Origin of the sequence: Pelagibius sp. (assembly GCF_965227505.1) — a bacterium.
GTDB lineage: Bacteria > Pseudomonadota > Alphaproteobacteria > Kiloniellales > Kiloniellaceae > Pelagibius.
In genome coordinates, this window is the sequence record NZ_OZ245757.1 from 260043 (window position 1) to 273744 (window position 13702).

The 13702-nt window shown below is 63.9% G+C and carries 10 protein-coding genes; 6 read left to right on the forward strand and 4 right to left on the reverse strand.

Annotated elements, in window-relative coordinates; genetic code table 11:
- Nucleotides 1–25 precede the first annotated feature (25 nt).
- Entirely contained in the window at nucleotides 26–544 is a 519-nt protein-coding gene (locus tag ACO06P_RS01205; RefSeq protein ID WP_420348192.1) for a carboxymuconolactone decarboxylase family protein, read from the reverse strand.
- Nucleotides 545–628: 84 nt separating this feature from the next.
- On the opposite strand from ACO06P_RS01205, the gene ACO06P_RS01210 reads away from it, so the two are divergent.
- Nucleotides 629–1546, forward strand: coding sequence for a LysR family transcriptional regulator (locus ACO06P_RS01210; RefSeq protein ID WP_420348193.1), 918 nt, complete (start codon nucleotides 629–631; stop codon nucleotides 1544–1546).
- A 295-nt stretch (nucleotides 1547–1841) separates the two neighbouring features.
- On the forward strand, nucleotides 1842–2468 hold the full coding sequence (locus ACO06P_RS01215; protein ID WP_420348194.1) for an outer membrane protein: 627 nt from the start codon (nucleotides 1842–1844) through the stop codon (nucleotides 2466–2468).
- 122 nt (nucleotides 2469–2590) lie between these two features.
- Here the strand turns inward: ACO06P_RS01215 and ACO06P_RS01220 are convergent, their stop codons facing one another.
- From ACO06P_RS01220 to ACO06P_RS01230, 3 genes are all read right to left on the reverse strand, one after another.
- Nucleotides 2591–4546, reverse strand: a complete 1956-nt coding sequence (locus ACO06P_RS01220) for a bifunctional 2',3'-cyclic-nucleotide 2'-phosphodiesterase/3'-nucleotidase (protein WP_420348195.1) — start codon at nucleotides 4544–4546, stop codon at nucleotides 2591–2593.
- 353 nt (nucleotides 4547–4899) lie between these two features.
- A complete protein-coding gene (katG, locus tag ACO06P_RS01225; protein ID WP_420348196.1) occupies nucleotides 4900–7074 on the reverse strand; it encodes a catalase/peroxidase HPI in 2175 nt (724 codons plus the stop codon).
- Between the two features lie 204 nt (nucleotides 7075–7278).
- Nucleotides 7279–8706 (reverse strand): flavin monoamine oxidase family protein, encoded by a 1428-nt coding sequence (locus tag ACO06P_RS01230; RefSeq protein WP_420348197.1) that lies wholly within the window; start codon nucleotides 8704–8706, stop codon nucleotides 7279–7281.
- A gap of 76 nt (nucleotides 8707–8782) precedes the next feature.
- Between ACO06P_RS01230 and ACO06P_RS01235 the strand changes: the two genes are divergently transcribed.
- From ACO06P_RS01235 to ACO06P_RS01250, 4 genes are all read left to right on the forward strand, one after another.
- On the forward strand, nucleotides 8783–9370 hold the full coding sequence (locus tag ACO06P_RS01235) for a TetR/AcrR family transcriptional regulator (RefSeq protein WP_420348198.1): 588 nt from the start codon (nucleotides 8783–8785) through the stop codon (nucleotides 9368–9370).
- A 150-nt stretch (nucleotides 9371–9520) separates the two neighbouring features.
- Nucleotides 9521–11263, forward strand: coding sequence for an aldehyde dehydrogenase family protein (locus ACO06P_RS01240; RefSeq protein ID WP_420348199.1), 1743 nt, complete (start codon nucleotides 9521–9523; stop codon nucleotides 11261–11263).
- A 160-nt stretch (nucleotides 11264–11423) separates the two neighbouring features.
- A complete protein-coding gene (locus tag ACO06P_RS01245; RefSeq protein ID WP_420348200.1) occupies nucleotides 11424–12614 on the forward strand; it encodes an iron-containing alcohol dehydrogenase in 1191 nt (396 codons plus the stop codon).
- Nucleotides 12615–12778: 164 nt separating this feature from the next.
- A complete protein-coding gene (locus tag ACO06P_RS01250; RefSeq protein ID WP_420348201.1) occupies nucleotides 12779–13699 on the forward strand; it encodes an NADP-dependent oxidoreductase in 921 nt (306 codons plus the stop codon).
- Nucleotides 13700–13702: the final 3 nt, after the last annotated feature.

Here is a 13702-nt window from a genome sequence, read left to right on the forward strand (position 1 = left end):
GCGCCAGCGGAGGCAGCCCGTGGCATCATTGCTCAGCGGCGCGCGCGTCGAAGACCTCCTGTGCCGCCCGCAGGCCGTGGAGTGAGGCGGGGAATCCCGCGTAGACCGACATCAGAATCATCGTCTCGACAACCTCTTGCTCGGTGATGCCGACGTTCAGGGCACCGTGGATGTGCACCTTCAGTTCGGGCTGTGTGTACCCCAGGGCCGCAAGGGCGGCGACGATGGCCAGCTGACGCTGGCGGTCGGTCAGGCCGGGCCGGCAGAAGAGGTCGCCGTAAGGATACTCGATGACGTAGCGCGCTAGGTCAGGCGACGTCCGCGACAGCGCCTCGACAACGGCACGCCCTTGTCCCCGGGTGATCTCATCGACGCGCTCAAGGCCGCGTTCGTAGCGGTCACCTGAAGGGCAGGCGGCGCGGGCAGGCTCGTTCGCGTCCGCCTGCGCGGCCGTGTCTGCTTGTGCGGCCGCAGCGGCCGGCCAGATAAGGCCGGCGAGGGCGAGGGCCCGCAGGCCCCATTTCCGGCGAGGTTTTCCTGGCATCGTTGGCTCCCGATCTGTGTGTTGCTGTCCAACCAGATGGCGCCACCTTGAGAATGAACAAACCTGATAATATTAATATCCACTATGAAGGAATCGAATTTAAGGGCGCTCGATACGACAGCTCTGCTCGTGTTCCATGCCCTTGCCGACGAAGGAAGTGTCGGCAGAACCGCGCAGCGTCTGGGCATGACCCAATCCGCGGTCAGCCATGCGCTCAACCGGTTGCGCGGTATCTGGAACGACCCGCTTTTCGTTCGCAGCGGCGGCCGCATGGAGCCGACACAAAAGGCGCTGGCACTGGCGCCGGGCATTGCCGCGGCTCTGAACGAGCTTGAGACCCTCCTGCGGCAGGAGCGGGAATTCGATCCGGCGACGGACCGGCGGCGCTTCGTCATCGGCATGTCGGACTACGCGGCATCGGTTTTTCTGCCGGCGCTGATCGACCGCTGCTCCGATAACATGGATCGCATCACCTTTCTGGTGCGCCACACCAGCCGCGCCACGGGCTTCGACATGCTGGACCGGGGGGAGGTGGAGTGCCTGGTCGGGAGCTTTCCCGCCGCGCCGAAGCGCATGCACCAGCGCACCCTTTTCCACGACCGCTTTGTCTGCGCCGTCGGCGCGGTCAATCCCATAGCCTCCGAAGCCCTGACGCTCGAACGCTACCTTTCGGCACGCCACGTCCACGTCTCCCTTGCCGGCGAGCCGACGGGCTATGCGGACCGCTTCCTGAGGCGTGCCGGCTGCAGCAGGGAAGTGGCGCTGACGGTCGGGCATTTCCTGGTCCTGCCCCACGTTTTGGCAACGTCTTCGCTCGTCGCGACGGAACCGCGCAGCGTGGTTGAGCCCTTTGTCGAACACTACGGTCTCAGGCTCAGCGATCCGCCATTCGATACCGATGATTTCGCGTTTTCCTGCGTCTGGCGCGGACGGTCGGATGGCGACCCGGGCCTCGCCTGGCTCGTCGCCACCCTGAAATCCATCGCGCAAACTCTGCCTTAGCTGCGCAGTCGGCTCCGATAACAACGCGACGCCGGGCGCCGCCGCGGCGCGCCGGGCTACTTGTGACCGGACCGACTCGGTAGGGCTCCGTCGTCAACGACGAGAAGATCCGGAAGCCCCCCGGAGGCGCCTCCATCAGTCTGGTACTTACCAAAAACTCAACTTCAGAGCGAAAACAGAAAAGAGTTTTGATTGTTCCGCCTTCCTCGGCGCGTACACTAATACGCGATTAAACATCACGTAAAACGCCTTTTGGAGCAATTCATGTACCAGAAGTCGAGGTAATGGAGGTTCAATGTACAAATCAATACTGATCTTGGCGGCCATCGGCTTCCTGGGTTTCATTGGCACCGCCCATGCTCAATTCTATTTTGGCGTGCATGGCGGGGCGAACGTCGTGCAGGACAGCGATCTGGAAGATCCTCTGGTGGCCGGTGCGGAGGCGAGCTTCGATACCGGCTTTGCGGTCGGCGGCGTCGGCGGTTACCGCTTCGGGGTCAACGACAGTCTCTCCATCGATGTGGAAGGCGAGATAACCTATCGGGACAACGCGCTCGACGAGTTTGAGATTGGCGGTGCGGACTTTGACGCGAGCGGGGATGTCTATTCGCTGGCTCTGATGGCGAACGCCTGGGTCAACTGGGAGATCGGCGACAGCGGCTTCGCACCCTACATCGGCGGTGGTCTTGGGGCTGTGTTCGTTGACATCGACGACCCCGAAATCGCGGGTATCGCCCTTGAAGACGGCGACGACACGGTGTTCGGTGGTCAGGTGGGGGCCGGACTGGGCTACTCGCTCACAGAGCACGTCGCGGTGTCCCTGGACTATCGTTTCCTTATCACGGATGACCCGGACTTTGACGGCACGGATGCCGAGTACCAGAACCACACGGTGCTGCTGGGCGTCCGATACCTGTTCTGAGGCCGGTTCTTCGAAAGCCCGGAGCCTCGCAAAGCCTGCCGCCGCCATGACGACCATGGCGGCGGTAATCGTTTGCGGAACGTCGAGACCGAGTGCCTTCGTACGCTCTCTGATCCGTCAAATCACTTGATGTCGATACCGTACTTGGCAAAGCCGCCTTCGGCATCGCCGAGCATGGTGAAACCCATCTGCTCGGCAACAGCCTGGGCACCGGGGCTGGTGGTGAAGGTGACCTTGGCCTCGCCGCCGATGGGCGCGAAGGACCAGTTGTTGTCGGCCGAGGGGTTGATGGATTTCTGGTCGAAGATGTAGTTGGCCAGCACCGTGCGGTTCTCGTCCGGCGCCTCGATGATAACCGATGAGCCGTCGAGCCCGGGGAAGTTGCCGCCGCCGCTGGCGCGGTAGTTGTTGGTGGCGACGAGGAACTCCATGTCCTCGGTCACCGGCCTGCCCTCGAAGGAGAGATCGACGATGCGGTGATCCTGTGAGACGCCCTCGCCCTCCCTGTTGTAGCGGGCCGGCTTGGTCACATCGATCCTGTAGGAAACGCCGTCGATGACATCGAAGTTATAGGAGGGGAAGCCGGTGTTGATCAGCGCCTGCTCGCCCCCTGCCGCCGGATCGATCTGATTGAACTGCCCGGCGGACATCTCCAGCCATTCGCGCACCTGCGCGCCGTTCAGCTTCACCACGCGCAGGGTGTTGGGATAGATGTAGAGGTCCGCCACGTTCTTCAGCGCAATATCGCCCGGCTCCAGCACGGTGTAGTAGTCGGCCCCCTGCCGGCCGCCGGCCTTGAAGGGGGCGCCGGCGGAGAGGATCGGGATGCCCTCGTACTCGGTGCCGCGGACGATTCTCTCGACGTACCATTTCTGCGCATTTGTGACGATCTGGATCGAGGGGTCGTCGGCCACCAGCGCGAAGTAGGAGTTGATGGGCGCGGTCGTCTCGCCGACGCCCTCGTTCATGTAGTCGATGGTTGCCTCGTGCTCCGCGGCTACCGCCGCCACGATAGCAGGATCGGCATCGACAAGCGGTATGCGCTGGCGTCCATCGCGCTTGTAGATGGCGCGCAGCGACCCGCTGCCGCCGATAACGGTCCAGCGTCCCTCGTCAACCTCGAGATCCAGGTCAACGATCCCCAGATGGGAACCCCAGAACCCCGGCATGACCGCGGGCACGCCGTTCAGCGTGCCCTGTTCCAGATCGGCGCCGGGAAAGCCTTCGAACTTGGCCGAGGGAAACTCCGAGTGGCCGTGCCCGAAGAGCACGGCATCGATGCCGTCCACGCCGGTCAGATAGGTCACCGCGTTCTCCTCCATGCCCTCGCGCGCGCGGGGGGAGATGGAGGAATGAGGCAGGGCGACGATGATGTCGGCGCCGGCGGCGCGCATCTGCGGGACGTATTTCTCCGCCGAGTCCACGATGTCTTCGACCCGCAGCCGGCCTTCCAGATTGGTCTTGTCCCAGAGCATGATCTGCGGCGGCGTGAAGCCGATGACGCCGACCTGGATGGCATGGGTCGAGCCGTCTTCGGCCTCCAGTTCACGGTCGAGGATCAGGTAGGGTGTAAAAAGCGGCTTGTCGTTGCTTGGATCGTCATCGCCGTCCAGCACGTAAACGTTGGCGAGCGTGTAGGGAAAGTCGGCGCCTTCGACGGTACGCATCAGGAAGTCGAGACCGTAATTGAACTCGTGGTTGCCGATGTTGCCGGCGTCGTAGTCCAGCAGGTTCATCGCCTTGTAGATCGGGTGGGTTTCCCCGGCCTTCAGGCCCCGGCGCAGGGCCATGTAGTCGCCCAGCGGATTGCCCTGGATGAGGTCTCCGTTGTCGAAGAAGAGACTGTTCTTCACCTCCGCCCGGGCAGCCTTCACGAGGTTGGAGATTTTTGCCAGCCCTACGGTGTCGGACTGGCGGTCTCGGTAGTAGTCGTAGTCGACGACATGCATGTGAATGTCGGCGGTCTCCATCAGCCGCAGCTTCACTTTGCTGGCGGCCTCTGCCGTCGGCATCGGCCCGGCCAACGCCAGGAACAGGAAGGGAAGGGCGATTGCGGCGGAACGGGGCGTCGGGATCATCTGTCTTGCTCCCTTGCGCGAAGATAAGGCGGGAAGGCACCGGAACAGCTGAGTTTCCAGGTGCTGGCCGGTGGGTGAGAGCGCTGCGAAGGAGTTTATCGCGAACTGCTTTTTCAGCCCAGCCAAGAATCCCGGCCAAAGGCGGTCTGTCCGCCTGTCGCAGGCTTGCCCAAGCCGGGCAGGCGCGAAGGCACCCTGCATTTTGACAGCAGGCCGTGATAACGCGCAGGCTGCGCAGCTGACGCAGTTTCTCAAGCATCCGCGCAAAGCAAAGGGCGGACCAAAGCGGTCCGCCCAGTGCATACACAGCGAGTGACGTGCTCAGAAGGGGGGGAACAGCCGCCCCGCTGCGGTCATGCCAGATCGAAACGGTCGAGGTCCATGACCTTGGTCCAGGCCGCGACGAAGTCCTTCACGAAGGCCTCCTGCGAGTCCTGGCACCCATAGACTTCCGCGAGGGCGCGAAGCTGGGAGTTGGACCCGAAGATGAGGTCGGCCCGCGTGCCGGTCCACTTCAGATCGCCGGTCGCGCGGTTGCGGCCCTCAAAGACGTCGTCGTCCTGTGACGTCGCCTTCCAGGTCGTGCCCATGTCGAGCAGGTTGACGAAGAAGTCGTTGCTCAGGGTCTCGGGCCTGTCGGTGAAGACCCCATGCTTGGAGCCGCCAACGTTGGCGCCGAGCACCCGCAGGCCGCCGACGAGGACCGTCATCTCGGGGCCGGTCAGCGTGAGCAGCTGCGCCCTGTCGACCAGCAGTTCCTCGGCCGAGACGCTGTACTTGCCCTTCTGGTAGTTGCGGAAGCCGTCAGCAATCGGCTCCAGCACTGCGAAGGACTCGACATCGGTCTGCTCCTGCGAGGCATCCGTGCGGCCCGGCGTGAAGGGCACCGTCACGTCCTGGCCGGCGTCCTTGGCCGCCTGCTCGACGGCGGCGCTGCCGCCGAGAACGATGATGTCAGCGAGCGAGACCATCTTGCCGTTGGCCTGCGCGCCGTTGAAGTCTCTCTGGATGCCTTCAAGGGTATCCAGAACCGTCTTCAGCTTTGCGGGCTCGTTGACCTCCCAATCTTTCTGCGGAGCGAGGCGGAGGCGCGCTCCATTCGCACCACCGCGCATGTCGGAGCCGCGGAAGGTCGAGGCCGAGGCCCAGGCTGTCGAAACCAACTGGGAAATGGAAAGCCCGGATGCCAGGATCTTGCCCTTCAGCGCGGCGATGTCCTGATCGTCGATCAGATGATGCGTGGGCGCGGGGACGGGGTCCTGCCACAGCAGGACTTCCTCCGGAACCTCTTTGCCGAGGTAACGCGCCCGGGGGCCCATGTCGCGGTGTGTCAGCTTGAACCAGGCCCGCGCGAAGGCATCGGCGAACTTGTCCGGATTCTCGTGGAAATGGCGCGAAATGGGCTCGTAGATGGGGTCCATCCGGAGGGCCATGTCCGCCGTGGTCATCATCGGCGCGTGGCGCTTCGAGGAATCGTGCGCATCGGGAACGGTGTCAGAGCCGGCGCCGCCCTTGGGCGCCCACTGATGCGCACCGGCCGGGCTCTTCACCAGCTCCCAGTCATAGCCGAAGAGGGTGTCGAAGTAGCTGTTGTCCCAGGTCACCGGTGTCGGGGTCCAGGCACCTTCGATCCCGCTGGTGATGGCATCGCCGGCCTTGCCGCTGCCAAAGCTGCTCTTCCAGCCCAGGCTTTGGTCCTCGATGCCCGCGCCCTCGGGCTCAGGGCCGACCAGTGCCGCGTCGCCGGCGCCGTGGCACTTGCCGAAGGTGTGTCCGCCGGCGACCAGGGCAACGGTTTCCTCGTCGTTCATGGCCATGCGGGCGAAGGTTTCGCGGATGTCGCGCCCGGAGGCGACCGGGTCGGGATTGCCGTTGGGACCTTCCGGGTTCACGTAGATCAGACCCATCTGAACGGCGGCCAGCGGGTTCTCCAGATCACGGTCGCCGGAGTAGCGCTTGTCGTCCAGCCAGGTGCTTTCGGACCCCCAGTAGATGTCCTCTTCGGGCTCCCAGATGTCCGCGCGGCCGCCAGCAAAGCCAAAGGTCTTGAGCCCCATCGACTCAAGCGCGCAGTTGCCGGTGAAAATCATCAGGTCGGCCCAGGAAATCTTCCTGCCGTACTTCTGCTTGATCGGCCACAGCAGCATCCGCGCCTTGTCCAGGTTCGCGTTGTCGGGCCAGCTGTTGAGGGGGGCGAAGCGCTGGGTGCCCGACCCGCCGCCACCGCGGCCATCGGCCGTGCGGTAGGTGCCGGCGCTGTGCCAGGCCATGCGAATGAAAAGCGGGCCGTAGTGGCCATAGTCGGCCGGCCACCAGTCCTGCGAGGTCTTCATCAGGTCGAAGATGTCCTTCCGCAGGGCGTCGAGGTCGAGGGTCTTGAACGCCTCGGCATAGTTGAAGGCTTCGCCCATCGGATCGGAGAGGGGGGAATTCTGATGAAGGATCTTGAGATTGAGCTGGTTTGGCCACCAGTCACGATTGGAAATATGTACCCGGCCGGTCACCGGGCATTTGCTGCCGCCGTCCATGTTTTGCCTCCGCGTCGTAGGGTCTGCGCTCAGGAATTAGAACTATTCTAATGATGTAGGATTTAGAATCGTTCTAACAAGGGGGCGCGAATCATTTTTTGCTTATCGATCGGATTGTCATGCGGAGTCATGGAAGCTGGGCATAAGAAAGCCACTCTATCCCTTTGAAAAAAATAGTCGAATTGGATGGGGAGGGCATTGTCCCTAGGCGGTTCGAGGCGACCCGGTCTCACAAATGACATCGACCGCAGCACGGCCGCTGATCTGTTGGGCGACGGATCGGCCACTGTGGATGGCACCCTCCACATAGCCCCAGAACCGGTCATCGACTTCGGCCCCGGCGAAACGGACCCGGCCGCTCCAGTCCGCCAGCCGGCAGACCGCGTCGGGGTTGCCCCCGACCCGAACGGTCGCGTTGTAACCGCCGCCGGACCAGGGGTGGTCGACCCAGACCGCTTCGGCGATTTCGCCATAACTGCGCACATCCTCGCCAAAAGCGTGGCTCAGCCGACTGAGGAGCAGGTCCTGGCGCGCCTCCTGCGACAACACGGCCCATTGCCGTGCGAGTGGTCCGCCGAGGAAGGCGATGAGGCGGGGCGGGAAGGGGCCGTCGCTGCTGCCATCGACCACTGCCAGGCCCGGTGTGTCTGCGAAGAGCGCCACGCCGCTGAGCCCCTTGAGGCGCCAGAATGCGCGATCGAAGACGAGGACCGTCTTGATCATGGCGCCGGCCGCAAAGGACGCCAGAAGCGCCGCCAGCTCGTGGCTGTTATCCATTTCAAACGTGATCCGCCGGGCGGCGGGCGGCGGTACGGCGACGATCACATGATCGGCTGTCCGGACCTCCGCCGCGGCGAAGACTTCGACCCGGTCCCCTGTGGCGCGGATGCACTCCACAGGCGTGCTCAGGCGCGGTCTGTGCCGCAGATCCGACGCAAGCTGATCGACGATCCCAATCATCCCGCCGGCGATCTGGAACTCCAGGTCATCCCGTTCGGAAGCGTAGCGCGCGAAAATGTCTCTGACCGCCTGCGCATGGATGTCTTCCGGCGCGGCTCCGAGGATCTCCGAGAAATGCGAATAGGCCATGGCGTGCTCCTCGGCCTCCAGCAACAAGGCACGCAGAGCCGCCGCGAGACTCTCCTTCGGGGCGGTCCGTTTTTCGACCAAGAACCTCAGCCCACGCCCCGCTTCGCCAGGGCTCTCCCAAGGGGTGTTCCACCACTCCAGCTTCAGGCGCAGCGCGCGAAGGACTTCGCCGGGACTGTCCCAGCGCACCACCTGGTCTTCGAGAAGGTCGTGAAGCTCGCTGGCCGAGATCAGGTCTTCGGAGCGCAGAGTCTGTTTTCCGGCGAGGCAGAGGCCGATCCCGGTTCGCGGGACCGGTGACAGATGCAGGCCCGCGCGCGCAGCAAGGCCGAGAACGGCGTGCATGTCGCCGTTCACCATTTGCGCTCCCTCGTCGAAAACGCCGCCGCTTCGCAGCGGTACTGTCCGGATGCGGCCCCCCAGACGCGCCTGTGCTTCCAGCAGCTGGCAGGACAGACCGGCCTGTTCCACCGCCGCAGCGGCGGCCAGTCCGGCCGCTCCGCCGCCGACGACGATAACGTTGACGTGGCTTTCGGGTTTCATGGGAGAGTCCTGGATTGAGCAATTGTTCAATTGAGCATATGCTCAGCTCAGGCAAGGATTTCAAGGAGGCATTGAGATGGCGCGCATGTCTGGCATAGAGCGCCGCCGGCAGATTGTCGAAGCCGCCACCGAGGCCGTGCTTCGCAGGGGGCTGGCGCAGGCGGCGACGCGGGATGTGACCAAGGCGCTGGGCGTCGGCTCGGGGCTCCTGCACCACTACTTCCCGTCCTGGGCGGACCTGCGGGCCGAGGCCGTGCGTCTGGCGGCAAGGCGGGAGATCGACGAGGTCCAGGCCATGGTCGCGACCCTGCCCGCGCTGCAGGCGCTCAACCGCCTGGCCGACTGGATGGTCGAAGACGAAGACATGCGGCATTGGCGGCTGTGGTTGAACGCCCAGGACGAGGCGCATCGCGACGATCTTCTGGCCGGAGTCATGAACGCGGCCATGGCAGACTGGCAGCGGCTGATCGCCGGTCTCCTGGTCAGGGTCGCGGGGGAAGGGCAGGCAAAGGGGATCGACGCCGAAGCCGCCGCCTGGCGCCTTGCAGCGCTGATGGACGGCCTCGCCGGCGCCATGCTGGTCAGGGGGTCGGTTGTGACGCCGGCAATGGCGCGCGACCTGATGAAGACCCAGCTTCTGCTTGAGCTCGGCCGCAAGCCATAGTCCGCTGGCTGCGCGTCCGGGCCGGTTTGGGACCCGAACACCGATTTCCCCGACCTGCGCATCGGCGCGAAAACGGAGCAGATCGCCACAGTTGATTTGTCTTGGCGCCGAAGGCATGGCGCCCACAAGCCGGCCCCAAAGCGCCAAGTCTTGAGCCCGACGCCCAGCGGCTCTCTTCGGCGTTCTCAGACCCGTCCTGACTTTCACGCCACGCAGATCAGGGAATTCAGAATCGGCACCGCGTCCTCGGAATACGCGGCACGTTCAAGTCTTCACCATGGCTCCTGGGTTCGGAGGCTGATTGCAGCCCGCTCCGAACCGGTCGATTCAACTCGCAACTTGAGTCGATTCAACTCGCAACTTGAAAGGAGCTTCGCGGTGAACGTTGTAACGCCTCTCAAGTCCTCACTCGGTCCCGCCGAGAGTTTCCTCAACCGGACCCACCGCCTGCTCATTGGCGGCGAGTGGGTCGACGCGAAATCAGGAGAAACCTTCGAGACGCTCAATCCGGCAACCGAGGAGACGCTCGCCTCGGTCGCGCTCGGCGATGCCGCCGATGTCGACGCTGCTGTTGCCGCCGCACGCAAAGCCTTCGATGAGGGGCCCTGGCCGAGCATGCTTCCGGCCGAGCGTCAGCGCATTCTGCAGAAACTGGGCGACCTCATTGAGGAGAACGGTGAGGAACTGGCCTGGATCGAAAGCCTCGACAACGGCAAGCCGGTGAAGGTTGCCCGCGTAGCCGACATTCCGCTGACCGCCGACCTCTTCCACTACATGGCTGCCCATACCCGCACGCGCGAAGGGCATGTGGTGCCGACCTCGGACTTTGCGATACCGGGTGCGGAATTCCACGCCTATACGGTTGAAGAGCCGGTCGGAGTCGTCGGTCTGATCACGCCCTGGAACTATCCACTGCTGATCGCCGCCGGCTGGCAGATGGCCGGCGCGCTTGCCGCCGGCAATACGGTCGTGCTGAAGCCGTCCGAAGTGACACCGCTGTCGATCATACGCTTCGGGGAGCTGGCGCTGGAGGCCGGTGTGCCACCGGGCGTCATCAACATCGTTCATGGCTATGGTACCGGCGCAGGCGCGCGCCTCGTGGAGCACCCGCAGGTGGACAAGATCGGCTTCACAGGCTCAACCCGCACTGGTCGCGGCCTGCTCAAGTCCGTCGCCGACTCAAACCTGAAGAAGGTGACCTTGGAGCTCGGCGGAAAGTCGCCGGACATCATCTTCGCCGATGCTGATCTCGAGGCTGCCATTGCCGGCGTTGCGATGGGCGTCTTCTTTAACCAGGGCGAGTGCTGCTGTGCAGGCACACGGATCTATGTCGAGGACAAGGTCTATGACAGATTCGTGGCAGGCATGGTTGAGGAGGCTAACAAGATCCGTCTCGGTTCGGGCCAGGAACCCAATACCGACATGGGGCCGCTCGTCTCCCAGAATCAGCTCAACACGGTGATGGGCTACATCGATGCGGGCAAGTCGGACGGCGCGACCGTAGCGGTCGGCGGCGCCCGGGCAAGTGACAAGGGTTACTTCGTGCAACCGACGCTTTTCACCGACGTCGATCCGAACATGTCGATTGTTCGTGAGGAGATCTTCGGGCCCGTCGCATCGATTGAGCGGTTTTCCGACATCGACGATGTCGTCCGGCGCGCGAATGATTCCGATTACGGGCTCGGCGCAGGGATTTGGACGACGGACGTCCGCAAGACACATCATGTCGCCAAGGCGATCCGCGCCGGGACGGTTTTTGTGAATTGCTACAACGTCTTTGACGCGGCGATGCCCTTCGGCGGTTACAAGCAGTCCGGATGGGGGCGCAACCGTGGCCGCCAGGCCTTTGAGGCTTTTACCGAGACCAAGGCCGTCTACGTCAAGCTGAACTGATCGCTCCGTTCTGACTGAGGCCGGGTGCTGAGAGACTTCCCGCATTGGCGGCGAGGCCCGTTCCCCCAAGCGTCCGTTCCGATCGCTTTGCGCTGTGAAGCGGTCCGCCCGGCCTCGTTTTTCGGATTGGTGTCAGAAACCGTGATTCCGGAGAACTGCTATGCCCGACTTCTTCTTTCTGCCCCCCATGAACATCGCAGGCGACGGCGCGCTCGATGCGGCTGTTGACCAGATGTTGTCCCAAGGTTTCGAGAAAGCTTTGATTGTCACTGATGAACCGCTCCATCGAAAGGTCCATGCGACGAAGCCGCTTATCGACCGGCTCGAGGCAAAGGGGATCGATTACGTCGTCTACGATCAGGTGACGCCCAACCCCACTGTCGCCGAATGCGACGAGGGAGCGGCGATCTATGCGGAGGAGGAATGCGATTTTCTTATCTCCTTCGGTGGCGGCTCTCCGCACGACTGCTGCAAGGGGATCGGTATTGTCGCCACCAATGGCGGATCGATCCGCGACTATGCCGGCGTCGACCGGATGCAGGTGAAGATGGCGCCGATGTTCGCCGTCAACACGACTTCCGGCACGGCCAGTGAAATCACCCGCTTCGCCATCATCACCGACGAGGAAGCCCGGTCGAAGCTGCCGGTCGTGGACTGGCGCTGCACGCCAAGCGTCTCCGTCGACGATCCGAAGCTCATGGAGGGGATGCCGGCAGGTCTGACCGCGGCCACGGGCATGGATGCCCTCAGCCATGCACTCGAAGCCTATGTGTCGACCGCCGCCAGTCACCTGACCGATCCGGGCGCGCTTCGGGCGGTCGAGCTGATAGAGAAATCGCTGGTCGAGGCCTATCGTGACGGCAAGAACCGCGCCGCACGATCCGACATGACCTATGCCGAATTTCTCGCCGGTATGGCCTTCAACAACGCGAGCCTCGGTTTCATCCACGCCATGTCGCACCAGGTCGGCGGCATGTACCACACCCTTGCCCATGGGGTCATCAACTCGGTCCTTATGCCGCATGTGATCGCCTGGAACGCCACGGTTGCCGGTGAGCGCTACGCCGAGATCGCCGAGCATATGGGCATCGAGCGACAGGGCCGCGCCACCGACGAGGTCGTGCAGGATCTCATAGGCAAGGTGCTGGGCCTCAACCAGGCGATGCGTATCCCCGGCAACCTTAGCGAGATGGGTGTCAAGGATGAAGACGTGCCGCACCTGGCGGATCACGCGCTTGCCGATGCTTGCGCAGCTACCAACCCAAGACCGGCGACCGTCGCAGAGATGCAGGCGCTCTTTCGCCGGGCTATCAGCGGCGAGGGGATCCCACAGCGGAGTGCCGCCGCTTGAAGCAGGACCCGGCGGCCCCAGGCCGCCGGGCTTCTCTCACATCAAGAACGGAGCTGCGCCATGACACAACACGGCGATGCAGGGTTTGCCGGCCGGCTTTGCCATAACCGCTGGCCGCTGGCGCACGCCTCCTATGCCACCGCTGCTAACGGAGAGTTGGCGCAATGAAAGCCGTTCGGATCCATTCTTATGGCGAACCCGAGGTGCTGCGCTTCGAGGAGGCCCCGGATCCCACCCCCGGTCCGGACGAGGTCGTCGTCGACGTCCATGCGGCCGGGATCAACCCGCTCGACTGGAAGATCCGTTCCGGTGCGCTGGCTGGGCTGATGCCGTTGCCGTTGCCGGCCATTCTCGGTTGGGACATTGCCGGTATTGTCGCCGCTGTCGGCGCCGCGGTGACCAACTTCCGGCCGGGCGATGCGGTGTTCGGCATGATTCCGATCGGACGTCCCGGTGCTTATGCCGAGCGCGCGACACTTCCGGAATCCGCGCTCGCCCCGCTTCCGCCGGAACTGACGCCAATCGAAGCTGCAGCCGTTCCGGTCGTCGGACTTGCGGCCCATCAACTCGTGAACGGTCCCGGCGATCTCCGTCCGGGCCAGACAGTGCTCGTTCTCGGCGCCGCCGGCAACGTCGGGCGCTTGTGCCTGGCGCTTGCTGCCCTGCGGGATGCACGGGTATGGGCCGCCGCCACGGCGCGCGACCTGGAGCACGCCGACCTGCCGGACCATGTTCAGTATCTTGCCACGGACAAAAGCGGGCTCGATGCTGCACCGCCATCAGTTGATCTGCTGATCGATACGGTTGGTGGTCCGCTCCTGGAGCGCGCAATTGCCTGGGTTCGGCCGGGCGGTCGGGTTGTCTCCACCGTGCAGCCTCCGCAGATCCCCGCCGGCATGGCAGTCGAAGGGCAGATGCTCCAGGTCACGCCTGACCGGGCGGCGCTTGAGCAGCTCGGTAAACTCTTCGCGGAGGGTCAGTTGCCGCTGCCGGAGATCACGACCTACGGGTTGTCAGAGGCTGCCAAGGCTCATGCGGCGGCTGCCGCCGGACAAACCGGAAAGCTGGTTCTCGTCGTCCCATGATCG